The organism is Paenibacillus sp. JZ16 (assembly GCF_015326965.1).
Lineage (GTDB): Bacteria > Bacillota > Bacilli > Paenibacillales > Paenibacillaceae > Paenibacillus_AQ.
This window is the reverse complement of the sequence record NZ_CP017659.1, coordinates 2000327-2026125: the sequence shown is the minus strand read 5'-3', so window position 1 is coordinate 2026125 and position 25799 is coordinate 2000327. Positions and strand designations below refer to the sequence as shown.

Genomic DNA, 25799 nt, shown 5'->3' with positions numbered 1-25799 from the left:
TGGGGTGTAAATAATGAAAAAATGGTTGGCTTTATTTATGGTAGCAATGTTCACGCTCGTACTCGCGGCTTGTGGTCAAGACGATAAAACAAGCGGCACGGGTGGCGGAGATGCAGCTGGAGATCCACCGGCTGCCACTGAAGAAATCACGATTACCCATCAACTGGGTGAAACGCCTGTTAAGAAGAATCCTTCCCGCGTTGTTGTTTTCGATTTTGGTATCCTGGACTCTGTCGATAAATTAGGTATTGAGGTTCTGGGCGTTCCACAAGCGAACATCCCGGCCTACCTGTCCAAATTCGAAGACAAGAAATACGAGAATGTGGGCAGTCTGAAGGAGCCTGACTTTGAGAAAATCAACAGCATTAACCCGGATCTGATCATCATTTCCGGCAGACAGCAAGATGCGTATGAGGAGCTCAGCAAAATTGCTCCAACCATCTTCCTGGGTGTTGATACAAGCAAATACATGGAATCCTTTAAAGCAAACATGAACACGCTGGGTCAAATCTTTGATAAAGAAGCAGAAGTTGAAAAAGAGCTTGTTACGATCGACGAGAACATCAAAGCATTGAATGAGAAAGCTACAGCTACCGGTAAGAAAGCATTGATCATCTTGGCTAACGAAGGCAAAATCAGTGCATACGGACCGGGTTCCCGCTTCGGCATTCTGCATGACGTGTTCGGTTTCGGAGCTGTAGATCCTAACATCGAAGTCAGCACACATGGTAAAGACATTTCGAATGAGTACATCGTTGAGATGAACCCGGATTATCTCTTTGTTGTCGACCGCGGTGCAGCGGTTGCCACGGGCGAAGGAGCTTCAGGTGCTAAAGCGGTTGTTGAGAACGAGCTTGTGAATACAACGAACGCGGCAAAAGAGGGTAACATCGTTTACTTGAACCCGGATTTCTGGTATCTTTCCGGCGGCGGCCTGACGTCGGTATCCGAAATGATCACGGAAGTAGACGCAGCTATTAAATAAGTTTAGCGAATTGTTATGAATATAGGAAACACTGGAGCTTTCGTATAAAGCTCCAGTGTTTTATTTTTTTGCATTAGGGTAAGTGGGTAACGGATAATAAGAAGGACGGATCATGACCGCAGCAGTTGATGATCAACAAGCATTCACAGCCATGATGAGACGATGAGGAGGTCTTTACTATGTTTCGTAATCAAATCTATATTGCTGGACAATGGATTCAGACCGAAGAACAGATGGACGTATATAATCCGGCGGATGGGAAGGTAATAGGTACCGTGTCCAAGGCCGGCAAGAAGGAAGCCGGGCTTGCCGTTGATGCGGCAGCCGATGCGTTTTGCGCATGGTCCCGCAGAACGGCGAATGAGCGGGGAGAACTGCTGCGCCGCTGGCATCAGCTCATAGCGGAACACACGGATGATTTGGCGCGGATTATGACCACAGAGCAGGGGAAACCGCTTAAGGAAGCAGCGGGCGAGATACAATATGCCAACAGCTTTGTGTCCTGGTATGCGGAGGAAGGCAAACGAATCTACGGCGAGACTATACCGGGATCATCCAGCCGGCAGCGCATCATTGTAACGAAGCAACCCGTAGGCGTCGTAGCAGCGATTACGCCGTGGAACTTCCCCGCATCCATGATTACCCGCAAAGTGGCGCCTGCTCTAGCCGCCGGCTGCACCGTGGTGATCAAGCCATCCAGCGAGACGCCGTTCACGGCCATCAAGCTGGTGGAGCTTGCCGATCAGGCCGGTATTCCAGCCGGGGTCATTAACATCGTAACCGGAGCTTCAAGCGACATTTCCGGTGTGTGGCAGGCAGACAGCCGCGTAAGAAAGCTGTCTTTTACAGGATCAACCGAAGTGGGGAAACAGCTGATGGCCGGAGCTGCGGCTAACGTCAAGAAAATATCGCTGGAGCTTGGCGGCCATGCGCCGTTTATCGTAACGGACCAGGCTGATCTGGATCAAGCGGCTGCCGGATTAATCTCCTCCAAATTCCGCAATGGGGGACAGACCTGCGTATGTGCCAATCGGGTTTATGTACAGGAAGGGATTGCGCAGGAGTTTGCCGCAAAGTTTGCTGAGCTTGTGAAGCAATTGAAGGTAGGAAATGGACTGGAGAACGGCGTCGATATCGGTCCTTTGATTAACCGGGACGCTGTGGATAAAGTCGTGAGGCAGATCAAGGACGCGGAAGGGAAGGGCGGCCTCATATTAGCAGGAGGTCAAGCATTACCGGAGCTGGGCCGCAATTATATTGAGCCGACGGTCATTATGAACGCAACCGACGACATGGAATGCATGAACGAGGAAACCTTCGGCCCCCTTGCCCCGATTACCACATTCAAAACGATAGACGAAGCGGTGCAGCGTGCCAACAACAGTCCCTATGGATTAGCTGCCTATGTATTTACGCAGAATCTGGGCGAAGCGGTGAACATTGCGGAATCGCTGGACTACGGGATTGTGGGTGTGAATGATCCCGTTCCTTCGACGGCGCAAGCGCCGTTCGGCGGATTCAAAGAGAGTGGACTAGGCCGGGAAGGCGGGCACTACGGAATGGATGAGTTCCTGGAGGTGAAGTACATTTCGCTTGGTTTATAAGAGCGGGGTGAGTACATCATTACGCTATAGTGCGAAACGGGTGAGCTGTTGAGCAGTTATCAGACTACGTCACACCATACGAACCCAAAATCAAGGGGCATGCTCAAGGTCTACAGACCACGAGCATGCCCCTTTTTTATAATGATTGCAGGATGACCGGTTGGCCGGTTTCCGCGGATTCATTGGCGGCCAGCGTCACTTCCAGCGTCTTGAAGCCGTCTTCATAAGATGCCAGCACGAGGCTCGGATCGTTGTTACGAATGGCGTCAATCAAGGCGTTGGTTAAGTTTTTGTAAAAGTCCGATTTGCTGCGGTACACGATTTCTTTCTCCTTGTCTACAATGGAGAGCGTGGTTCCGTCCAGCACTACGCGGAAGTCGCGACCCATGATCTCGATTCCGCTCCGGTGATCGAACTGGATAAATCCAGTTTGCATATGGCCGACGGCTCCGGAGTCCAACACGAACTGGATGGCGCCCACATCCGGAATGTCGAGGTCCGGAATGTCATTCACCAGCAGCAGCTTCATATCGGCATACAGGCGGGTGATATCGCCGCACAGATAGCGAACCAAGTCCATGGTATGCGTGGACTGCTCAACCAGCTGCCCGCCGGATAATGCCTTCTTGCGCCACCAAGGAGTCGGTACAGGTGTTGTTATGTAGTGGGCGCGAACCATACCGATTTTTTTGTCCTTTAGAAAATCTTTGGCGATCGCAACGGTGTCCAGATAGCGCAGACAGTAGCCGGAAGCTGCTATGATTCCGCTTTCAGTTATGACTTTGGCTTTGTGTCGGACAGACTGGGCGTCCAGCCCAAGCGGCTTCTCCACCATCAGGTGAATGCCCTTTGCGGCTGCCTGTTCTTCGATATCACCATGGCAAAATGGCGGAATGCATACATACAGCACATCCAGCTGCTCTTGCTCCAGCATCGTGCTGCCGTCCGTATAATAAGCTGTGCCGTACAGTTCGGCCTGCTGCTGCGCTAACGCTTCATTGGTGTCGCATATTGCAGCCAGCTGAACGTGTTCGTTCCCGTGCAGGTTTTTGATATGGACCGCGCCCATGCCTCCCGCTCCAAGCACGCCTGCTTTTATCATAGGTTGCCTCACTCCTGATCGTATAGGATGTTGGTTTCATGTTCCGGTAACTCGATTACTCACACGTGATTATAGCCCCGCTATCCATATTATTCAAGCTTCATTTGAACATAGATTGACGGATCCGCTATGAAAAAAGCACAGAAGACCTCCTCGAATACCACGAGTACGATTTCTGTGCCGGTTAACGATTACAGCTCCGACAACGCGATTGTCCGATGGCTCGCGGATGATCGGTAGGCGGCTACGGCCACGGCAAGTGCCTTGAGCCCATCTTCACCAGTGACGGATGCTTCCGCTGCGCCGGAGGAAATCGAAGATACGAAATCCCTGATCAGGCTGGCATCCATGCTATCCCCCCATGCATGATGGCGGTATCCGGAATCATCGGTGTATACGTGAAGTTTCTGGCTGGTGGCATTAACGCTAAGGGTCCCGGCAGAGCCTACAATCTCTAAGGTCACGTCGCCCCATGTCGGAAAATCCTTGTTGCGAGACCAGCTGCAATCCAGCGTGGCAAACACACCATTATGGAACTCCATAGTCAGAATGCCGCAATCATCGATAGGGGATTCCGAGATGAGATGGTCGACTTCGGCATACACGTCTTTCACCTCGGCACCTGTAATCCAGCGCATGATATCGGCGACATGCACCGTATGATCCATGACGGCTCCTCCGCCGGACAGCTTGGGATCGATGAACCAACCGCCGGGATTTCGCCCGCGGTTGGTCCCCTTCATCGCCAGAATACGGCCTAATTTTCCCTCATCGACCATCTGTTTGGCTCGAACGACCGTGGCATTGTAACGGACGGGGAACGCCGTTTGCAGCAGCACGCCGCTTGCTTTGCACGCATCAATCATATCCTGTGCATCCTGTATATTGGTCGAAAGCGGTTTTTCGCAAAGCACATGCACCCCGGCTGCAGCCGCGGCAAGCACGTGCTCCTTATGATGGACATTCTCGGAGGTGACAATGACGCCATCCAGGCTTTGACTAAGAAGCTCGTGATAATCCTGATAATAGGCTGTCCCGAAATACTCGGCGTATTTCCGTCCGCGCTCCTCTACAGGATCGGCGATGCCGACAAGCTCTACACCTTCGATCCCCTGCAGCGCTTTGGCATAACTGAACGCATGCATATGCGCAAAGCTGATTACTCCCAATTTCATAGCTTTCTCTCCTTCTAAAAAAGATGAGAAAGGATATCCACCAGAGGTGTATCCTCCTTATCCCGTAAGAAAAATGATCCGCTGCATGCGGTCTGACATTTGAAAATGCGTCGATCGCCTTTTTCTATGTTGAGGCGAGTGTGAGCGCATCGTCCTTGATAACCACCGGCTCGCCGGAGGCCATGGAGGCAAGGGCGGCAAGCGCGATACGAAGCGCTTCGTATGCGTCTTCTGCCGAGACGAGCGGCTCGCTGCCATCACGGATACACGACATGAAGTGCTCCAGTTCCCGGTAATAGGGACTCCGTTCGAGCGGGCTTTCCGGCACGACGACGCCGGGGACGGTTGCGGCACTGCTCCGCGTTTTGAAGAGGAGAGGGCTGTCCTTCGCGCTGTCATAATCGATAACGCCGCTTGTGCCCGCCATCTCTAAATTCATGGAGAAACCCTCGTGAGCCCAGGTTCCTTCCACATGCGCGATGATACCACTACGGAAACGTAGGGTTACCAGCGAATAATCGAGCTGGGCCTGATGACGGCCATGAAGCCCTTTGGCATATACGCGCTCAACCTCGCCAAAGCACCAGCGCAGGTAATCAAAATCATGAATCATTGCGTCCAGCGTAATTCCGCCGCTCGCTCCGAAGTCACTGTACCAATGGTTCCAGCCGATCGGATAACCGCCGCCCCTGCCTGCCCGGATGACAGCGGGTTTGCCGATGCTGCCCTGATCCAGAAGCGACTTGGCCTTCACATATTCCGGAAAGAAGCGGAGGACGTGACCCACGAATAAACGCACGCCTTTATCCTGGCAGTAGTTGATCATGAAGCGTGCATCCGCTTCGCTTCTGGCGAGCGGTTTCTCGCATATGACATGCTTGCCGATGTCCGCGGCTTTGACAACATAGTCCTTATGAAGCGGGGTTGGCAGGCAGACGTCAATCACATCCATGCGAGCCGCGCCCAAACCTGCAACGGCTGCTTCGAATGAAGCGTAGGCCTGTGCGCCGTATCTATCTGCCAGCTGATGTGCTTTTTCCGTCTGGATATCGGCAATCCCCGCAAGCTTAACGCCCGGCATCGAAGCATAAGCGGCGGCATGGGTCCTACCCATGGTGCCTGCACCAATCACTAACACCTGTAACATTTCCGTACACTCCTTTTTTTCTGCATGGTTCGAGCGATCCGTGCGCTATCCTTTAATCCCGTTCATGGCGATCCCTTCAATAAAGTAACGCTGAAGGAAGATAAACAGGATGATGATGGGGAGGGTAGCCATTAAGGCCCCTGCCATCAGCAGCGGGTAATCGGTGGAATGCTGTCCCTGGAAGCTGGATATCCCGATGGAAAGGACTCGCATCTCCTCGGAGCTCGTCATGATGAGCGGCCACAGCAGATCGTTCCATGAGGCTAATATGGTGAAGATCGCCAGGGAGACGAGAGCTGCCTTGGATAAAGGCAAGTAAATATTCCAGTAAATCCGGAAATAACTGCAGCCATCGATTTTGGCCGCTTCCTCCAGGTCCTTCGGCAGCGTCATAAAGAACTGTCTCAATAAGAACGTACCGAAGGCGCTGAATATGCCGGGTACGATCAATACGTAGAACGTGTCCAGCCAATTGAACTCGCGCATGATGACAAAGCTCGGAATCATAACAACCTGGGATGGGACCATCAATACGGCCAGGAGCGCGAGAAAGATGGCGTTCTTAAAAGGGAATCTTAAGCTGGCAAATGCATAGGCTGCAAGGGAGCACAGAATGAGCTGTCCAGCCGTCCGTCCCACTGTCACGATAACGGTGTTCAAATAATAGGTTCCGAAATCAATGGTTTGGATGACCCGCAGGTAGTTGTCCGGGTGCCATTCCACAGGGAGCCATTTGGGCGGAACAGACATGGAATCCGCAAAGGACTTGAAGGATGTGGATATCATCCACAGAAACGGCATAATCATGAGCAGCGCCCCGACAGCTAAGAGGATGTGGACCGCCAGACGGCTTGCTTTTCCCGCATCGGTTGAAGTATTCACTTCTACGCACCTCCTGTTATTGGTAGTGGACCCAGCGCTTCTGAATATACATCTGGACCATGGTGATGATCAGAATAACGATAAACAGAATGAAGGCCTGCGCTGAAGCGTAACCCATATTGAAGTATTTGAAGCCGTCTTCCCAGATGCTGTACACAACCGTTCGGGTGGATTCCAGCATCGTGGTCTGTTGATCCATCATGATGAAGATCAGGTCAAACACCTGGAACGAATTGATGAAGGACATGACCAAGACAAAGAACAGGCTGGGTGTCAGCAGAGGCAGCGTAATCCGGAAGAACTTGTACAGCGTTCCCGCTCCGTCAAGCGAAGCCGCCTCATAATAGCTGCCGGAAATGCCCTGCAGACCGGACAGCAGAATGACGGCATTGTATCCGATGCTGCTCCAGACACTGACGAGCACGATGGAGAACAAGGCGAATTTCTCATCGAACAGCCAGTTGGGCTGCGGCAGGTTCATGACACCCAGCACGTGGTTGATCAATCCGAATTCGGAGTTGTATAACCATTTCCACACCATGCCGACCGCGATCGGCATGGTGATCACGGGAATGAAATAGAAGGTGCGGTAAAAGACCATGCCTTTGATCTTCTGGTTCAGGAGCACGGCCAGCACCGTTGCGAGTGCGACGGATAACGGCACCGTACCGACGGTGTACAGCATCGTGTTCAGCATGGAACCGGTGAATTTGTCGTCCTTCATCAAATTTGCGAAGTTATCAAATCCGATGAATTGGGGGGAGGTTAGTCCATCCCACGACGTAAACGACAGGAACAGGGATGCTGCGGAAGGTGCCATATAGAACAGACCGAGGCCCAACACGACAGGCAGAATGAAGATGTACCCCCAGACAGCTTCGTGTACGGCGAGTTTCCCTGCTTTTCGCTTGGTTGTCGTTTTAGGAGGTTCTGTGGTCACGGTGATGGGAGAGCTCACAGGCTGCACCGTCCTTTCTTAATTTCCGTATTGGGAGCGGTTCGTCATTTCGTTTCTGTCGCAAGGATGGCATTCATCTGTTCGCCGGCATTTTTTAATGCTTCTTCAAACGATTTCTTTCCGAGGAAAGCCGCCTGAATTTCCTTCACTTCAGCGTCCTGCCATTCTGCGGTTTTCTGGGATACCGGATAAGGTACGGCGAACTCCAGGCTGTCCACGAACACCTGCAGATCAAGAGAAGGAATGGACTTCAGCCAGCCGCCCTCCGTGCCTTTGTACGCAGGCATCGAGAATCCCGATTCCGCGAGTAATTCCTGCCCTTCCTTACCGGAAAGAACTTGAATCAGCTCCCAGGATTCCTGCTCGACTTTCGTTTTGCCGTTGATGGCCCAGCTGAGTCCATGAACGATCGATGCCTTTTCCTTGCCGGCAGGAAGTTCAGCGACACCGAGTTTGTCGCCGAGAAGCTTATACAACTCAGGCGAGTTCACCGATATCCCCGGGAACATGGCCGCCTTGCCGGAGCCGAACAATTGGCGGGACTTCGTTTCAAGCTGCTGCTGCGCGCTTGGGGAATAGCCTTTTTCAATCAAGCTCTGTTCCCACTGGAACGCCGATAGTGCTTCGGGTGTATCAAATCCGGATGATTTCTTATCGTCCGAGATGACGTATCCGCCCGCTTGGGCAATGAAGTTGTAATATCCGATTTGGCTGTCGATCGGGGCTATGAAGCCGTAAATGCCGTTTGATTTATCCGTCAGCTTGGCTGCGTTCTCCTCGACGGTTTGCCAGGTCCAGGTTTTGTCGGGATAAGGCAGACCTGCTTTGTCAAACAATTCTTTATTGTAAAAAAGTCCGACGGAATCCTGGAAATAAGGAAGTCCGTGAAGTTTACCCTGATAGGTGTACATATCGACGAGCGCTTCGGTATAAACCGAGGTATCCAGACCGCTTTGCTCAATTAGGGGAGACAGGTCTTTAATTAGACCGGAGGAGGCATAGGAATGAAAGTTAGGGCCGTTCATCCAGTAGACGTCAGGGCCGCTGTTGCCGGCGAGGCTGGTTTTCAGCTTGGTCCAATAATCGGCCCATGGGGTGTAAGTCACTTTCACTTCAACATTCGGGTGCTTCTCATTGAAAATTTTAATGGACTTGTCCAGCGTGTCCCGCACATTTTCGTCCCATAGAGCGACGTTGATGACCTTCTTGCCGTTATCTCCGCCAGAAGCATTGCCGCCTCCGCAAGCGGACAGTAACGCGGTGAACACAAATAATATCGAAATCAGGACAGCAATTCTTTTTTTCATCAGATAACCCTCCTTGAATTCACATGATTTTTGATCAAGCGTGGTTGGTCGTACGGCTTGTTCGAAGTGAATCGGACCCCTTAAGCGCCTCCTTTATGTAAGTGATGTAAAAAGCGATAGTTATTCCATAAGTCGAAAAAAGTTAACATCAAGATGCTATCTTTCTTGACCGAACAACCAGCTTCTATTGCGAAAGATTATATAATTCCCTTTATTATTTTTCAAGATAGCGATTACAAATCGATTTAAATTCTTTTTTTCACAATATGAGCGAATCGTTATGGGACCTAACGAGACTTCTTATTTCGATTGATGGAATAAGTTTTTGTTCCGTTCTGGAACATGTTATAGTGGTTCTATCCTCATTTTTCCGATACAGAAAGTCCTACTATATGAAGAAATTAAAGAAAGGTTGAGCTCGCTTGAACAATATGAAAAAAGGTGATCACAAGCTGATTCAGGCATTAAACCGGTCCAAGGTGCTGAACAAGATCCGTACAGAGGGACCCATATCGAGAATCGATCTGGCCAAAAAAAACAAGCTGAGTCCCTCCACGGTCGCCTCTGCCGTACAGGAGCTTATCAAGGAAGGCTACGTTTCCGAGATTGGAACAGGCTCCTCCAGCGGTGGAAGAAAGCCCATTCTGCTCAAATTCAATCCGGATAATCATTATTTGTTTGCAGTAGCGATTACGAATTCGGTCATGATGCTGGCCCGCATGAATCTGGAGGCGAAGGTGCTCCGGAAGGAAACGCATCCTCTAGCCGGGCTCCAAGGAGAAGCCGTTATCGAGCGGCTGCTGAGCTTGATGGACGATTTCATGTCAGGACAAGTGGACCTGGGGCGGTGTGTCGGGATATCCATTAACGTGCCGGGCATTGTGAGTGATAGTCAGGGCATGGTGCGTTATAACACGAAACTTCGCATGACCGATGTTCCGTTGAAACGGATTATGGAAGAACGCTACGGGCTGAGGACGTGGGTAGAGAACGATATGAATTCCGTTGTGCTGGCTGAACGCCGATTTGGCGATTACGCATATGCGAACCTGATTTATATATCCATTGGCGACGGGCTTGGTTCCGGTATTTTGATTAACGATCATCTCCTAAGGGGCAAGCATGGCGGTGCCGGCGAATTCGGTCATACGAGCGTAAACCGCAGCGGCATCCGCTGTGAATGCGGCAATGTAGGCTGCTTGGACAGTTACATCAGCTGGATTGCCGTGTATTCGCGAATCATTACGGCGATCGCGACAGGGAGACCGACGCTGATTCAGGAGCTGAGCGGGGGAGATTACAGTAAAATTGTTCCGTCCGTATTCAAGGAAGCTCTTCGCAGAGGGGACAAGCTGGCAAAGGATCTGAATGAGGAAGTGGCGGAGCTTCTGGGAGCGGCCATCGTCAATCTGATCAACATGTTTAATCCCGAAGCTCTGATCCTGGGCGGGGACATGGCACATGGAAACCCGGAATTGCTGGACATGGTTCGCAGCTATATTGACCGGCATGCGCTGCCGATTCTGAAGGAGGACATGGTATTTGGCCTGGCCTCCCTTGGCGAGGAAGACAAGCTAATGGGTGCGGCTTCGGTCTTGCTGCAGGACTTGCTAGGTTTCTCCCTGACGGAATAATGGATTTGACAACGTTTCCACCTGCACGTTATCTTTGGTTAAATGCATATGCGGAAGGGGAGAAGTTGATTGGAGCAGTACATTCTGGCACTTGACCAAGGAACGACAAGCTCGCGCGCGATCCTGTTTAACAAGGAAGGAGAAATCGTACACTCAGCTCATAAGGAGTTTCCGCAATATTTTCCCAAGCCGGGCTGGGTGGAGCAGAATGCCAATGAAATATGGGGTTCCATTCTTGCGGTCATTGCAACCTGCTTATCCGAAGCGGGCGTAAAGGCGGATCAGATTGCCGGAATCGGAATTACGAATCAGCGGGAAACGGCCGTGGTATGGGATCGCAAGAGCGGCGAACCGATTTACCACGCCATTGTCTGGCAGTCCCGCCAGACGGCGGGCATCTGCGAGGAGCTGATTGCCGCCGGACATGACGGGACGGTTCGGGAGAAGACTGGACTCTTGATTGATCCTTATTTCTCGGGAACGAAGATCAAATGGATCCTAGATCATGTAGATGGTGCCCGTGAGCGGGCCGAGCGCGGAGACGTTATATTCGGGACCATCGATACCTGGCTGATCTGGAAGCTGTCCGGAGGCCAGGCGCACGTGACCGATTATTCCAACGCATCGCGTACGATGCTCTATAACATTCATGAATTAAAATGGGATGAGGAGCTCCTGCAGCTCCTAGATATTCCGATGGCGATGCTGCCTGAAGTCAGGCCTTCTTCCGAGATTTATTCCAATACCGTTTCCTATCATTTCTTTGGGCGCAAGGTTCCCATTGCCGGAGCAGCCGGCGATCAGCAGGCGGCGCTGTTCGGGCAGACCTGCTTCTCGAAAGGCATGGTGAAGACAACTTACGGAACCGGCAGCTTTATGCTGATGAACACCGGCGACAAGCCCGTAAAATCCGAGCATGGGCTGATCACTACGATCGCCTGGGGACTGGAAGATGGCGTACAGTATGCACTCGAGGGCAGCGTGTTCGTGGCCGGCTCGGCGATCCAGTGGCTGCGCGACGGGCTGCGGATGTTCCGCGAAGCGAAGGACAGTGAGCCTTATGCGCGCCGGGTCAATTCCACGGAGGGCGTGTACGTGGTGCCGGCTTTTGTTGGACTTGGCAGCCCATACTGGAACAGCGATGTCCGAGGGGCAGTCTTCGGCCTGACACGAGGCACGTCGAAAGAGCATTTCATCCGTGCAACCCTGGAGTCGCTTGCATACCAGACGCGGGATGTTCTATCCGTGATGGAAGAGGATTCCGGCTATAATATCACATCCCTGCGTGTGGATGGAGGGGCCGTATCCAACACGTTTCTCATGGAATTCCAAAGCGACATCCTGAATGTGCCGGTCGAGCGGCCGAACATTACGGAGACAACGGCACTCGGTGCCGCCTATCTGGCGGGGCTCGCTGTCGGCTTCTGGAAGGATCAGGAGGAAATCTGCAGCAAATGGAGCATGGGGCAAAGCTTTAAGCCAACCATGGAGGAAGACGTAAGGGAGCAATTATACAGCGGCTGGAAAAAAGCCGTTTATGCGGCAATGGCTTTTCATTAGCATTTTCTGTGGTATAATGATCAATAAGTGAATATTTGTCTGGAGACTTGGAGAGACCACTAGGCGCGGAATACCTCATGTTATGGGGTTTGTTACTGCGTGTTTCGTGGTCTCTTTTTTGCTGTCTTTTTTCATTGGAAGGGTAACGAGAGATAAAAACAGGGTAAATCATACTGGGAGGGATTCATTGTGAAGCAGGCACAGACGTTTTCAAGTTTGGACCGCAGGCGTCGATTTCAAGAAATGGCAGAGGGAACCTTCGATCTGATTGTCATCGGCGGCGGCATAACGGGTGCAGGAATTGCGCTGGATGCGGTCACGCGCGGGATGTCGGTTTTGTTGGTTGAGATGCAGGATTTTGCCGCAGGAACGAGCAGTCGTTCGACCAAGCTGGTGCATGGCGGACTGAGGTACCTGAAGCAGTTTGAAGTCGGCATGGTGGCCGAGGTTGGCAAAGAACGGGCCGTTGTGTATGAGAACGGACCGCATGTAACCACGCCGGAATGGATGCTCCTGCCGATACACCAGGGTGGCACCTTTGGGAAATTCAGCACCTCCATCGGGTTGATGGTGTATGACTTTCTGGCTGGCGTAAAGCGGGGAGAACGGCGTTCCATGCTGTCCGCATCCGAGACGCTGAAGCGGGAGCCGCTTCTGAAGCAGGAGGGCCTTAAAGGCGGCGGCTATTATGTGGAATACCGGACGGACGATGCCAGGCTGACGCTGGAGGTCATGAAGGAGGCAGCCGCCAGAGGGGCGGTTCTGTTTAATTACGCAAAAGCCGAATCGTTGAATTATGATGCAAATGGACGAATTACCGGTATCACCGTACGGGATATGCTGGGTGGCGGGGTCAAGTCCGTATCCGGAACCAAGATTGTAAACGCAGCAGGGCCGTGGGTGGATCAGGTGCGCGAAATGGATAAGTCCAAGAAGGGGAAAATGCTTCAGCTGACCAAAGGGGTTCATCTGGTCATCGATCAATCCAAATTCCCGCTTCGTCAAGCGGTGTACTTCGATACACCTGACGGCAGAATGGTCTTTGCCATTCCCCGTGACGGGAAGTCCTATGTCGGAACCACCGATACGGTCTATAAGGCCGATCCTGTACGTCCCTTGATTACGGTGGAGGACCGGGATTATATATTGAAAGCTATACATTACATGTTCCCTGGTGTGAAGCTAAGTCCGGCAGACGTGGAATCGGGATGGGCGGGAGTCCGGCCCCTTATACTGGAGGAAGGCAAAAGCCCGTCTGAAATTTCACGCAAGGATGAAATATGGGAGTCCCCGTCCGGCCTGATCACCATTGCCGGTGGCAAGCTTACGGGCTATCGCAAAATGGCCGACACCGTTGTCGATCTGGTTGCAAAACGGATCCAAGAGAACGGCGGGAAAGCATATGGTGCCTGCGTAACGAAGAATCTGCCGATTTCCGGCGGTCAGGTTGGCGGATCCAGCCAATTCCCTGATTTTGTCCGCAAGCAGGCGGAGATTGGCGCCGCGCAAGGAATTGACCGTAAGCTCGCTGAGCAGTGGGCGCGAATGTACGGATCTAACGTGTCGGAATTGTACCGCCTGGCCAAAGAGGGCTCCGACCAAGCGGAGGCAGCGGCGCTTCCGGTATCGGTGCTGGTTCCGCTGATGTATGCGATTCAGCATGAGATGGCAGCGAAGCCGGCCGACTTTTTCATCCGTCGCACGGGTTCCCTGTTATTTCATATCGATTGGACGAGAAAATGGAAGATGCCCGTGATTGATTATATGGCTAGGGTACTGGGTTGGAGCGAGCAGCAGACCCGCGAATACACGAAGGAACTGGATGAGGAGCTGGTTTCGGCCACACAGCCGGCAGTAAGCGATCAATCGGCCCCGGCTCCAATTCCGCAAAACCCTTCTACAACGAAACTTTCATCTTAACCGGCATGCAATTTTAAACGGACGGAGGGCGGAGGGGATGACAAGGGTTGACGATCCCCTCTCAAATATAGAAGTAAGGGCACTGATATGATAATCTATATACGTTCACACTTGAGAGGAGAGATCACCCGATGAACCATAAAGCGTATGAAGGATCATATCACGGAGAGCGCGCGGTTTGGCTCCAGCACGGCCCTTACGAGGCGGCGATATTGCCCGAAATCGGAGGCAATCTCATTGCTTTTAGGGATAACGAAAGCGGTTACCGGTTCCTTCGCGAACCGGAAGCAGACGAAATGGAAGCATTCAAATCCAATCCGGGCGTACACGGCATTCCTGTTCTCTTTCCGCCTAATCGTTATGAGGACGGGCGGTTTCCATGGAATGGACAAACCTATCAGTTCCCGATCAATGAGGAAGCGACGGGCAATCACCTTCATGGTTTTTTACATACGATTCCTTGGAGCGTCGAGGATTTTGGCAGCAGCGAGTCTGAAAGTTACGTGGTGGTTTCGGTCACCATTGATGAGAATCATCCGGTGTATGCGATGCTCCCGCACCAGTTCACTTTCCGGCTTCGCTACACGCTGAATCAGGATGGCTTGGCCCAGCATGTGTTTATACGTAATCAGGGTACCCGCAGCATGCCGTGCCTGCTAGCCTTTCATACGGCGATCAATGCTCCGTTTGCCCCGGAGAGCACGGCGGATGATTGTGTCGTAAGAATAACGATCGGCGAACGGTGGGAAATGAGTGACCGGATGCTGCCGACCGGCAAGTTCCAGACTCTGACGACAGAAGAGGAGCTGCTTCGGACAAGCGGTGTAACTCCCTATTTTGATTCGATGGACAACCATTACACGGCCGTCCCGCAGAACGGCAGAAACCGTATGGAATTGACAGATACCAAGCTTGGCAAAACATTCGTTTACGATGTCGGCAATTCGTATAAGCAGTGGATGGTATGGAACAACAAGGCCTCCCGGAAGTTCTTCTGTCCGGAGCCGCAGATCAACCTGGTCAACGCACCGAACGTAGACTTGCCTGCTGACGATATCGGTCTGTTCGGTTTGGCTCCGGGAGAAATTTGGGAAGCAACCTCAAGGCTGTATCTTAAGGATTAGTAGTCAGACCCTTTCCCCCAAAAAAAAGCGTATGGATTCTGGCACCCGGCTACACAGGGCGTTTACCATCCATACGCTTTATGTTTATTTGATTCCTTCTTCAACTGCCGGACGAAGAAAAAGTTTGTTCCTGTTTACGGCGGCGACTGCGTTTAATGCGATCCGGCATGACAAAAAAGACGATATACATAAGGATAAACAGCGTGAGTGCGATGAGTTCCTCAACGAAAATGTATACGGGATGCGGTCCAAGCAGGTCCAGCAGCGAAGCCGTGTCCGGCTTGCGCATCAGGAACATATAATTCGAGCCGACAGCGAGGTTGACCAGCCCGACAACGAATGCGGATACGTTTAGGAAGACCATCGTCCAGCCGATGGATTTCCAGGTTGGACGGTATCCTCGAACCCATGTCATGTACAAAGCCGTCAATATGATCGCGATATGGACGACGAAGAAATGAAAGAACCGGAAGTGTGGGAAAGGATAGCCCAGATTCGGTGTTAATATAGCCTGTAAGGCCCCTCCGATGCCGGCAAAGTAAACCAACGGATATAGGCGGCGTTCATCCGTAAGCAGGATGGCGATGGAGAGAAACAGGGTCAGACTGCACAATTCCAATGGAAGCGAAGTGGCAGGGTCCCATATTCCCGTTGACGCATACCAGATATGAAGGGAGGCTTCCGGTAACGAAAGCGCAGCAAGCAGTCCCCATCTCACGGTCTTTTGCAGAGAAGCATTGGAGGCGATTACGGTTCTAAACAAGTACAATAGTAAGCCAAGAGCGATAAACACCATAATGGCCATCCAATGTTCGATGGAGAAAGCAGTAAAAACTTCCGGATATCTCGGATCAAAATAGGGATCGATTCGTGATCATCCTCTCTATGTTCATAAGCCTTAGATTTGATATTACCATAGTGTGGAATGGGTTAGGAATAGGATCATATCTCGCATCCTTATGTATCATCAGGTACAACCAGACCAGAATACATTACATTTATGTGGGTGTGCAAGACCCCAATAACCTGCCGTTATAAATTATAACGATGGAAGAGAGGTACATTTATGGCGAGCAAACGACAGGGAATCAAACGTTATGCAAGTCTCCTGCTTAGCTTAGCTCTGATCTTCAGCTTAAGCGGACTTGCTCCTCCAGGGGAAGCCGAAGCAGCCAGCTCCAAGTACAAAAAGTTTTTCGATATCAGCAAAAAGGGAGCCGCCATTCCCGGTTACTCCGGAACCAAAGAGTGGATTCCGCAAGGGCTGGCTCTTGTTCCGAGCAAGAATTGGATCATTATATCGCATTATTGGGGCAATAAGGACAGCAATCAAGCCAGCAGCATTTCGATTACAAGCAGCAAAACCAACAAACGTATCAAAACCCTGTATTTGTATGAGAGCGGGAGCAAAAAACATACCGGGCATGTCGGAGGGCTTGCGGTCAGCAAAAAACATCTGTGGGTGGCGTCCGGCAAAAAGGTGTATAAAATTCCGCTGAGTACAATTAGCAGCAAGAAAGATTATGGCAATATTGTCATGACACCTTATGCGCTCGGTCATAAAGCATCCTATGCCACGTATTCCGACGGCATTCTATGGATCGGCGAATATATGGATGGCGAGGATCAAGGGGGCAAGCAGTGTGCGCCGGGACCTAAGGGCAAGCTGCGAGGCTATCCATTAACGTCCAGCGACGCTTTGCCGCCGAATCGGAAAGCCGCCTATACCTGGAGCACACCTGACCGTATCCAAGGGGCGGTCGTGACGAAAACCCGCGTTGTATACAGTCAATCCTGCGGACGCAACAATGCAAGCAAATTGCTCATATATACTCGTGGAACAAAGGGAAAGGCTGCGGCCACGCCGTTGACGATGCCTCCGATGTCCGAGAATATTGCGATGCGGGGCCATGACCTGTACGTTCTGTTTGAATCCGGTGCCCGCAAGTACAGAAACGGTGCATTGCCGCTGAAGCATCTATACATCGTTAATGCTAGGAAACTGAAGTTATAGCCTGTAAATTAAAAGATCCCGCCTCCGTTTGACCGGATACGGGATCTTCTGTCTTGAGCGCCTGATTCTTGAGGAGAGCGCTGCTCTTAAACAGGCTGTTTTACTTCTGCGACAAGGCGCTTGAGCGATTCTTGCTTCCATCTCGGAATCCGAAGATGTTTAGCAGAAGGTGCCTTCTCCCCAAAGTAAACGATGCCTTGTTCTACCGTCGTGATTTTGTCAACGTTGACGTAGCAGTTGCCGCCGACATGATAGAACTGTTTACCGGAGAGCAGGGATGCGATTTTTTCGGCAGTCATTCTCTTTTTAATATTGTAGTTTCTGCCGTGAAAGCTGACCAAACCGTGCGATCCGGTTTTAAAGAACAGAATGTCTGTCTCCACCACGAAGTCCTCATACATGTTGCGGGATTCCGATACGTGCTTCATCATTCTGCTTCCCCCTTTTCCAAGATCAACATTTGATAACGCTTACATTCTAACATGTTTTCCCTGGTGTTGAAAGAACTTTTTATTTCGCATTAAAAAAAGCCCATACCGCAAGGGTAGGGGCTTGGACTAACATTTAAGGTGCAGCAGGTGCTTCAGGTGCTTCTGGTGCTTCTGTTGCAGGATCTGCTGGCGTTTCAGCCGCAGTTTCGTCCAGCGTATTGGTGATGGTTGCTTTATCCTTCAGCTCCTGAATATAGGCTGTGGATTCGGAATAAACCTTCTGGTTCTCAAGCTGACTGCGGATTTCTTCCTTCTTATCTTCAAGGGTAGGGTTCGTAGCTTCTTTATGATCGGTAACCTTGATGATGTGGTAACCGAAAGAACTCTTCACCGGGTCGCTGATTTCGCCCTTCTTCAATTTGAACGCTGCTTCTTCAAATGCAGGGTCCATCTGGCCGCGTCCGAAGAAGTCCAGGTCGCCGCCGGTCTCCTTCGTAGCATCTTGGTTCTTCTCTTTTGCAATCGCTGCAAAGTCAGCGCCTTCCTTCAGCTGCTTCACGATGGCTTCGGCTTCTTCCTTGGTCTCGACCAGGATGTGGGATGCGCGAACTTGCTCAGGCGTAGCGAAGCTGTCTTTGTATTGGTCGTAGATTTGTTTAATCTCATCATCGGTTACTTTGATTTTATCGGCCATCAGCTTTTTGAGCTCGACCTGGGTTTTGGTCTGTTCTTTAAGATCGTCGAGCGTCATGCCGGCTTGCTGAAGCTGCATATTGAATTGGTCCTCGGATGGGAAGGTCGCCTTCAAGGCATCCACTTCTTTACTTACATCAGCGTCGGTCACCGTTATGGATTTCTTCTTCAGCTCCTGCTGGATCAATTCCTCTGTGATCATGGAATTGAGTGTTTGTTTACCGCCTGCGCTGACAAGCTCATCATACAGATTATCCTTGGTAATGTTAACGTCATTGACTTTAGCTATAGCTTCATTGCCGGATCCTTTGGCAAACGGAGGGACAATCAGGACGACGATTAACGCTGCCGCCAATACGAGCGAAGCGATCATCCAACCTTTGCTTCCGTTACCGCCGCCACCTGCAGGAGACTGTTCATCGAAATGCGGTTGATCCCCTGCCGGATGCATGAGTGCAGGCTGTTCGTTCTCATCCTTGTGAAGCTCGATGGGCTCCGGATAGGTTGAATCTATTCTTTCTTCTTCATGAGACAAGCTGCCCGGATCTTGTTGGTTATTCTCTTTCTCTTGGGCTTGTCCTTGTTCATCCTCGGGTTGCCCCGGATGGTTTGGCTGCAAATCGTTATCTTTCATTTAATGATTGACTCCCTTCGACTGCATGTAATAATGAGTTGGTTCATTCTTTAATCACTTTACCAGATAAGCCAAGGGTTTACCTTAAGAAAAAATAAAAATTGAAAAGATAAGCGAAAAAGTTGGAGCTGGGTCTACAGGATCAGCATGCCCGCTATACCGCATACGATTCCGAGCAGCACTACAGAAGCAACAACAAACCACATGACATTCCTCGGGAATGAGCGTCGTACCATGAGCAGGGACGGAAGACTGATGGCCGGCAGCGTCAGAAGCAGCGCTGCGGCCGGGCCCGCTCCGAGACCCGCTGCCATAAAGGCCTGAATGATCGGGATTTCCGCTGCGGTTGGAATGACAAACAGCATTCCCATCACGGAGAAGAAGATGACGGCCAGCAGCGTGTTTCCTGCAGCAGCTCCCAGATGCGGAAACATCCACACTTGCAGTGCGCCAAGGAGAAGCACGGCTATCAAATACGCCGGAACCACGCGAATCAACATATGACCGATGCTGGCGAGCCAGCGTTTCCACAGCGGACGTTCATCGGTTTGATCGGTGCTCTCCGGCGCGTCAATCTCTACCGGATCCACCTCTTTGGCGAAGCGGTTAGCCAGGTAACTGACGCCAAAGGTCAGAATGAGGCCGAAGACTAAACGCAGCGCGGTAAATTTCCAGGATAAAACAAACGTCATAAAGACGAGGGTTGCCGGATTGATGGTCGGATTGCCGATCCAGAACGCGAGGGCGGAGCCCACGGACACCTTTTTCTTACGCAGACCGATCGCGATCGGTGCCGCGCAGCAGGAGCACATCATCCCCGGAATGGAGGCAATTCCTCCAATCGCCGTGCTGCCGAAGGTGGTTTTGCCGAGAACGCGGAGCAGCCATTGGGAGGGCAGTAGCGACTGGATCAAGGTCCCGAGCAGAATACCGAGCACCGCCGCTTTCCATACTGCTTTAAAATACGTGACCGCATAGTCCCAAGCCGCTTGCCAAGAAGGCACGACATTGCCGGGCTCCATGCCTAATATGGAGGAGCCGATGCTGTGCTCCATAATAGCTTTGAGCGCTTTATCATAATAAGGCCACCACTTTACGTAGGTTAGCCCTGTTGCTGCAATGATGATGAAGACGGTGATAAACCAGATGGTTCTTCTGCGATCCGAATGATCGAAGGCCATTCTGCCGTCGCTTGAGTGATTCATGATCTATATTCCCCCGATGCGGTGTGAAATGATTTACATATCCAATCAATTAGTATATCACATTGTGAGCAGAAAGAAGAAAGATATTCCCGGTAATTGCAAGATATAGGAAGACCATTAGACTTGGAGCAGCCAATTTCTTATAATATAGATATTGTGTGTGATCACAAGTGTTAGTAAACGGACGAATATCAGATTATCCCCGGGGTAGATGAGACGTTTTTATGCATCCACGCCGGGTTTGTTGCATGTGTTTTATAAATTCAACTCTTAAGCGAAGGGAAGACCCGTGATGAGTCAATCGGAGAAAATAAAATTAACCTCGTATTCTTCTAAAGGAGGATGCGGCTGCAAGATCGGACCTGCGGACCTGGCGCAGGTCATTCGCAAGCTCCCGCAAGCCGAGCCGAATCCTAATTTATTGGTCGGTTTAGATACAAGTGATGATGCAGGCGTATACCGTCTCACGGATGATTTGGCTATGGTTCAGACCGTCGATTTCTTTACGCCGATTGTGGATGATCCCTATGATTTCGGACAAGTGGCTGCTGCGAATGCTATCAGCGATATTTACGCCATGGGAGGCAAGCCGCTGACTGCCTTGAATATCGTGGCATTCCCGATCTCAACGCTGGACAAGCAGGTATTGACGGATATTTTGAGAGGTGCAGGAGATAAATTGAAGGAAGCGGGGGTTACCCTGGTTGGCGGGCACTCCATCGATGATAAAGAACCGAAGTTCGGCCTTGCCGTTACAGGTACTGTCCATCCGGACAGAATAAGAACCAATGCCGGCGCTAAGCCAGGCGATGCCTTGATTCTGACGAAGCCGATCGGCGTGGGTATCCTTACGAGTTCCATCAAGAAAGATCTGTTAAGCGATGAGGAGATTCGCCGAGTTACCGCGGTCATGGCCGCATTGAACAAAACGGCTGCCGAGCTCATGGAACCGTATGAGGTGCATGCTTGCACCGATGTAACTGGTTTCGGTCTCCTTGGACATGCGCTCGAAATGGCCAAGGGAAGCGGCACGGGGATCCGTATTTCCAAACCTTCCGTTCCCATTTTGGAGCGGGTTCGAGAGATGGCTGATGGCGGTGTTATACCAGGCGGTACGAAAAACAATTATGATCACGTGAAGGACGATGTGGATTTCCCGAATGACATGGATCAGATCGATAAGTGGATTCTGTGCGATGCCGTTACTTCAGGAGGACTCCTCATTGCGGTTGATGGCTCGCAGGCCGATCAGCTTCTGGCAGAGCTTCGCGAAGCCGGGCTGGAAGCCGGGAGAATCGGCCAGGTCGTGCATGACCATCCGAATCGCATTGTCGTTGAGTTATAAAGTGAATCGGGTTTTGTATCAATAAAGGAGCGAGCAGACATGTTTCAAGACATCACCGTAAAAGAATTAATGGAACTGCAAAGCAGCAAGAAGATTACTTTGATTGATGTCCGTTCCCCTTCAGAGTACAGGGATTCCACGATTCCGGGAAGTCTGAACATTCCGGTCTTCAATGATGAAGAACGGGCGGAGATCGGGACGATTTATAAGCAGGTGAGCGTGGATGCGGCTAAAGAGCGTGGACTTGCCATTATGTCGGCCAAGCTCCCGAGCTTTGTGAAGCAATTCAAGGAGATCAAGGGAGATAAGGCGGTCTATTGCTGGCGTGGCGGCATGCGCAGCAGGACGGCCGCAACCGTTCTCTCATTGATGGATATCCATGTTAACCGGATTACGGGCGGGATTAAGGCTTACCGGAAGTATGTGCTGGATACGCTGGAGCATAAGAGTCTGGACGCGGAAGCATTCGTCCTTCACGGCTTGACAGGCACAGGCAAGACGGCAGTGCTTAGACAGCTTCAGCAGGAAGGCTACCCTGTCGTGGACCTGGAAGGGCTGGCAGGACATCGCGGCTCGATCTTTGGCCATATCGGTCTACAGGCGAATAATCAGAAGACATTCGATTCGGAATTGTTTGAGCGGCTGAAGCAACTGGAATCCTCGCCGTATTTGTTATTTGAAGCGGAGAGCAAACGGATCGGCAAAATCGCCGTTCCCGATTTCCTTATGCAAAAGAAGGAGTCGGGGGTAGCCATCGTGTTGGAACTGCCGATGGGGGAGCGTGTTCGCCAGATCCTGGAGGATTACAACCCTGCGGCTTATAAAGAGCAATATTTGGCGGCCTTTCAATTAATCAAAAACAGGATCCATACGCCTATCGCCGCGGAAATTGGCAAGTCTTTGGAAGAGGGGCTGTTTGCCCAAGGAATACAGCTGCTCCTTGAGCATTATTACGATCCCAAGTACAATCACTCCTTCAGTCAATACGAGGGCAGCACGCCCATCGTTGTGGCGGTAGACCGGGTGGAAGAAGCAGTGGATGCGGTTAAAGACATATTGCGGACTCAAATGCAGCAGAAGACCGGCGCGTAAGAATGCATTACAAACGTAGGAATGCATTACAAACGCTAATTGACAAAGCGAGTTATAAAATATGCGCCTGCGTTGGCAGGGACCGCTTTTATTTTGAGCTGGTTAATAGTACGAAAAGATCGCCCCTGAAGTAGAGCGGATAAGAGCGTACCGCTTATACTTCGGGGCGATCTTTTTTGATAAAGGACTCTTTTCAAATGGAGGCTAAAGCTTTGGATATGGGAGTATCCCCTGAAATTAAGTCGAAGGAACGACGGAAGGTATTTTCTTCATCCAGTGATAACAGAATCGTTCGCGCTACATCCTCGCGCGGAATCGAACCGCCCCGTATATTTTCCGCAGCGGCGATGTGTCCGGTACCAGGGTTATTCGTAAGTCCTCCAGGACGAATGATGGTGTACGTGAGGCTGCTCTGACGAAGCATGCGATCCGCGTAATGTTTGGCGGCATAATACGGTTTGATCTCCTCACTCCAATATTCCCGATGATGGGCCCCAATTGCACTCACCATCATAAAGCGCCTAACAGACGCCTGCTCGGCGGCTTCCATCATTTTTACGGCTCCGTCTAGATCGATTAACAGAGTCTTGTCGTATCCAGTAGCTCCGCCCGAGCCGGCAGCGAATACCACCGCCTGGCAATTCTTCGCTGCATCCGCAAGCTCCTCGACCGACCCTTCCAGGTTCGCAAGAACACACTCTATTCCGGCAGCTTGATATGGGGCTGCTTGCTCCTCCTTTCGTACCATTGCTCTTACGGTATAACCTTCATGCTCTTGCAACAGATGGGTAAGCTGTTTGCCTATTTGGCCGTTGGCACCGACAACGAGAACCTTCATGTGGACAACTCCTTTATGGTAAAAATGATCTTGAAAGAGTAATCATTGCGATTTTGACATAGACTACGGGATATTTCATGTATCTCCCATCTGGACTTTTCTTTATCTCAGGAAAATGATATTATCTTGTTTTCACCAACTCGCACGGATTCGAAACAAAGGCAAAGGAGAAAAGAGAGTTGAGCGGACAGAAGCTACACACGACTTCAGGAAGACAACGCTGGATTTTCCTCATATCGATAATCAGCTTGATCGGATTTGCCACGCTGGCTGCTTTGGTAAAGCGGCAAAGCCTGGCAACGTTTGATTGGGCGATCCTAACAACGGTACAAGCCTGGGAGCATCCGCTTATCACGGATATTGCTATCGGGCTGTCGTTTATAGGCTCCATCGGACCGGTGATTGTGTTATGTCTGATTGTAATCGCCGTGCTATATTGGGTACTGGGGCACCGCATGGAGATTCTTCTCCTTATTGTGGTCGTCTTCGGTTCATCTATTCTGAATTTATTATTAAAATGGGTCTTTCAACGGGCAAGGCCCGACATCCACCGCTTAATTGAAATTACGGGATACAGCTATCCCAGCGGACATTCCATGGCCGCCTTCTCATTCTACAGCGTGCTCACTTACTTGTTGTGGAGACATATTGACAGCAGGGCGGGGAGAGGAATATTAATATCCATCTCCGTCACCATGATTCTCGGCATCGGATTAAGCAGGGTCTATCTCGGGGTCCACTATCCAAGCGATATTGTTGGTGGATATCTGGCTGCTTGTGCTTGGCTTGCATTTCTGGTCCGATCTTACGAGAAGAGGATGGGAAAGCGGGCCAATTCGGAAGATGTGAATGAATCAGAAACTGCATAACATTGGAAGCGTAAGGGTAATTCATGTAATAGCGGTTCAAACGGAGGAGTATGTATCATGGTGTGTATCCATAGATGTGAAATTGGGTTAGGTAAGGAGGGCTGTCTGTGGCGTTTGGAGCAAGAATGTTCAAAACCGGCTTAGCCGTAACGCTGGCTCTTTATTTAGCCATGCTGTTTGATTTTAAATCCCCTGTCGTTGCCGCCATAGCAGCGATTTTTGCGATGCAGCCATCCATATACAGGTCGTGGAGATATTTCCTGGACCAGCTGCAGACCAGTACGCTCGGTGCGATTCTGGCGATGCTAGGAGGATACTTTTTATCGAATCAGCCGATTTCCGTCGGTTTGGTATGTATTCTAGTAATTATGATTTGCATGAAGCTGAAAATGGGCGAGACCATCGGACTTACGCTAGTTACGGTTATCTCCGTGATGGAAGCTTCCGGTCAATGGGATTTTGCACTCAATCGCTTTATTCTGACGATTATCGGTATCATATCCGCATTTCTTATCAATATTCTTGTGTTTCCCCCGAAACCCAAGGAACAGTACATCACGCGGATTCATATTGTATTTGGCAAAATGTCGCTGCTGCTGCGCACGGCCATCTCCCACGAAATGAAGGATTCGGTATACCGCGCGGAGAAGAAGGAACTGGAATCGGCGATCAAATCATTGTCCGATAAATACAATTTGTTTGAGGAAGAGCAGAAGAAGCTGAAGCGGGCGAAGTACAGTCAAGCAAGGCAGCTGGTGGTGTATAAACAACTGCTTCAATCCCTTCGTAAAGGGTATGAAGTGCTGGATGCGGTCGAAAACCACTATTTCCAGGCGGAACGATCCGAAGAAATCGACGAGCAGTTTGATCACAATCTGGAGCGGTTAATGAAGTACCATGAGCATATTTTGTGGAAATTCGAAGATAAATTGAAACCGAATGAAGACGAGGCCGAGACCATGGCGGAGAACAATGAAACGTTCATGGAGCAGGTGATGTGCGGACCAGGCGCCAATCCAGGGGGGCTTCGACTGTCGGTGGTGGCCGCCTCCATGTATGATTACGGGTATCAGCTTGACCGGCTGAACCGGGTCGCGGATCAAATCAGCCGTGTCGTGGATGATAAAGAGCAGGAGGAAGCCTTGTTCTCGTGGCTGCGTAAATAAGAGAAGTCATCATGAGGGAGCCGATCAAGATGCCATATTTGATCGGCTGTTTTTTGCACCGGGATTATAGGACTCCTCTTGGCAGTGAGCCTTGGGAATGGTATTGTATATAAA

At 50.9% G+C, this 25799-nt stretch carries 22 protein-coding genes; 11 read left to right on the top strand and 11 right to left on the bottom strand.

The window, feature by feature from the left end:
- The first annotated feature begins 13 nt into the window (after positions 1 to 13).
- Positions 14 to 985 carry a siderophore ABC transporter substrate-binding protein gene (locus tag BJP58_RS09065; protein ID WP_194543644.1) on the top strand — a complete coding sequence of 324 codons (972 nt, stop codon included), beginning with the start codon at positions 14 to 16 and terminating at the stop codon, positions 983 to 985.
- 179 nt (positions 986 to 1164) lie between these two features.
- Positions 1165 to 2589 carry an NAD-dependent succinate-semialdehyde dehydrogenase gene (locus tag BJP58_RS09060; RefSeq protein WP_194543643.1) on the top strand — a complete coding sequence of 475 codons (1425 nt, stop codon included), beginning with the start codon at positions 1165 to 1167 and terminating at the stop codon, positions 2587 to 2589.
- 136 nt (positions 2590 to 2725) lie between these two features.
- On the opposite strand, the gene BJP58_RS09055 is transcribed toward BJP58_RS09060, so the two are convergent.
- From BJP58_RS09055 to BJP58_RS09030, 6 genes are all read right to left on the bottom strand, one after another.
- A complete protein-coding gene (locus BJP58_RS09055) occupies positions 2726 to 3691 on the bottom strand; it encodes a Gfo/Idh/MocA family protein (RefSeq protein ID WP_194543642.1) in 966 nt (321 codons plus the stop codon).
- 191 nt (positions 3692 to 3882) lie between these two features.
- Complete coding sequence (locus tag BJP58_RS09050) at positions 3883 to 4866, bottom strand: Gfo/Idh/MocA family protein (protein ID WP_194543641.1); 984 nt, start codon at positions 4864 to 4866, stop codon at positions 3883 to 3885.
- A 124-nt stretch (positions 4867 to 4990) separates the two neighbouring features.
- The gene (locus tag BJP58_RS09045; protein WP_194543640.1) at positions 4991 to 6013 is read right to left on the bottom strand and encodes a Gfo/Idh/MocA family protein; all 1023 of its coding nucleotides are present in this window, start codon (positions 6011 to 6013) and stop codon (positions 4991 to 4993) included.
- Positions 6014 to 6058: 45 nt separating this feature from the next.
- Positions 6059 to 6895, bottom strand: a complete 837-nt coding sequence (locus BJP58_RS09040; RefSeq protein WP_113057310.1) for a carbohydrate ABC transporter permease — start codon at positions 6893 to 6895, stop codon at positions 6059 to 6061.
- 16 nt (positions 6896 to 6911) lie between these two features.
- Positions 6912 to 7853 (bottom strand): ABC transporter permease subunit, encoded by a 942-nt coding sequence (locus BJP58_RS09035; RefSeq protein WP_194543639.1) that lies wholly within the window; start codon positions 7851 to 7853, stop codon positions 6912 to 6914.
- A 44-nt stretch (positions 7854 to 7897) separates the two neighbouring features.
- The gene (locus tag BJP58_RS09030; RefSeq protein ID WP_194543638.1) at positions 7898 to 9160 is read right to left on the bottom strand and encodes an ABC transporter substrate-binding protein; all 1263 of its coding nucleotides are present in this window, start codon (positions 9158 to 9160) and stop codon (positions 7898 to 7900) included.
- A gap of 431 nt (positions 9161 to 9591) precedes the next feature.
- On the opposite strand from BJP58_RS09030, the gene BJP58_RS09025 reads away from it, so the two are divergent.
- The 4 genes from BJP58_RS09025 to BJP58_RS09010 all read left to right on the top strand — a co-directional run bounded on the left by BJP58_RS09025 (position 9592) and on the right by BJP58_RS09010 (position 15398).
- Positions 9592 to 10794, top strand: coding sequence for an ROK family transcriptional regulator (locus BJP58_RS09025; RefSeq protein WP_233355011.1), 1203 nt, complete (start codon positions 9592 to 9594; stop codon positions 10792 to 10794).
- A gap of 69 nt (positions 10795 to 10863) precedes the next feature.
- A complete protein-coding gene (glpK, locus tag BJP58_RS09020; protein WP_194543636.1) occupies positions 10864 to 12354 on the top strand; it encodes a glycerol kinase GlpK in 1491 nt (496 codons plus the stop codon).
- 189 nt (positions 12355 to 12543) lie between these two features.
- Complete coding sequence (locus tag BJP58_RS09015; RefSeq protein WP_269468914.1) at positions 12544 to 14274, top strand: glycerol-3-phosphate dehydrogenase/oxidase; 1731 nt, start codon at positions 12544 to 12546, stop codon at positions 14272 to 14274.
- 131 nt (positions 14275 to 14405) lie between these two features.
- Positions 14406 to 15398 carry an aldose 1-epimerase gene (locus tag BJP58_RS09010; protein ID WP_194543635.1) on the top strand — a complete coding sequence of 331 codons (993 nt, stop codon included), beginning with the start codon at positions 14406 to 14408 and terminating at the stop codon, positions 15396 to 15398.
- 100 nt (positions 15399 to 15498) lie between these two features.
- Here BJP58_RS09010 and BJP58_RS09005 read toward each other — a convergent pair whose 3' ends face one another.
- Positions 15499 to 16203, bottom strand: coding sequence for a YwaF family protein (locus tag BJP58_RS09005; protein WP_194543634.1), 705 nt, complete (start codon positions 16201 to 16203; stop codon positions 15499 to 15501).
- Positions 16204 to 16464: 261 nt separating this feature from the next.
- Between BJP58_RS09005 and BJP58_RS09000 the strand changes: the two genes are divergently transcribed.
- Entirely contained in the window at positions 16465 to 17412 is a 948-nt protein-coding gene (locus tag BJP58_RS09000) for a hypothetical protein (protein ID WP_194543633.1), read from the top strand.
- 86 nt (positions 17413 to 17498) lie between these two features.
- On the opposite strand, the gene BJP58_RS08995 is transcribed toward BJP58_RS09000, so the two are convergent.
- From BJP58_RS08995 to BJP58_RS08985, 3 genes are all read right to left on the bottom strand, one after another.
- A complete protein-coding gene (locus BJP58_RS08995; protein ID WP_009590070.1) occupies positions 17499 to 17843 on the bottom strand; it encodes a LytTR family transcriptional regulator DNA-binding domain-containing protein in 345 nt (114 codons plus the stop codon).
- Positions 17844 to 17976: 133 nt separating this feature from the next.
- The gene (locus tag BJP58_RS08990; protein WP_194543632.1) at positions 17977 to 19170 is read right to left on the bottom strand and encodes a peptidyl-prolyl cis-trans isomerase; all 1194 of its coding nucleotides are present in this window, start codon (positions 19168 to 19170) and stop codon (positions 17977 to 17979) included.
- A gap of 134 nt (positions 19171 to 19304) precedes the next feature.
- Positions 19305 to 20375, bottom strand: coding sequence for a permease (locus tag BJP58_RS08985; RefSeq protein WP_194543631.1), 1071 nt, complete (start codon positions 20373 to 20375; stop codon positions 19305 to 19307).
- A gap of 292 nt (positions 20376 to 20667) precedes the next feature.
- On the opposite strand from BJP58_RS08985, the gene selD reads away from it, so the two are divergent.
- The gene (selD, locus tag BJP58_RS08980; RefSeq protein ID WP_194543630.1) at positions 20668 to 21720 is read left to right on the top strand and encodes a selenide, water dikinase SelD; all 1053 of its coding nucleotides are present in this window, start codon (positions 20668 to 20670) and stop codon (positions 21718 to 21720) included.
- 39 nt (positions 21721 to 21759) lie between these two features.
- Positions 21760 to 22812 carry a tRNA 2-selenouridine(34) synthase MnmH gene (gene mnmH / locus BJP58_RS08975; protein ID WP_194543629.1) on the top strand — a complete coding sequence of 351 codons (1053 nt, stop codon included), beginning with the start codon at positions 21760 to 21762 and terminating at the stop codon, positions 22810 to 22812.
- 193 nt (positions 22813 to 23005) lie between these two features.
- Here mnmH and BJP58_RS08970 read toward each other — a convergent pair whose 3' ends face one another.
- Complete coding sequence (locus BJP58_RS08970) at positions 23006 to 23650, bottom strand: SDR family oxidoreductase (protein ID WP_194543628.1); 645 nt, start codon at positions 23648 to 23650, stop codon at positions 23006 to 23008.
- Between the two features lie 179 nt (positions 23651 to 23829).
- Between BJP58_RS08970 and BJP58_RS08965 the strand changes: the two genes are divergently transcribed.
- Together BJP58_RS08965 and BJP58_RS08960 are read left to right on the top strand one after the other, a co-directional pair.
- Positions 23830 to 24519: a phosphatase PAP2 family protein gene (locus tag BJP58_RS08965; protein ID WP_194543627.1), complete on the top strand. Its 690-nt coding sequence runs from the start codon at positions 23830 to 23832 to the stop codon at positions 24517 to 24519.
- 107 nt (positions 24520 to 24626) lie between these two features.
- Positions 24627 to 25685, top strand: coding sequence for an FUSC family protein (locus BJP58_RS08960; protein WP_071220011.1), 1059 nt, complete (start codon positions 24627 to 24629; stop codon positions 25683 to 25685).
- Positions 25686 to 25799: the final 114 nt, after the last annotated feature.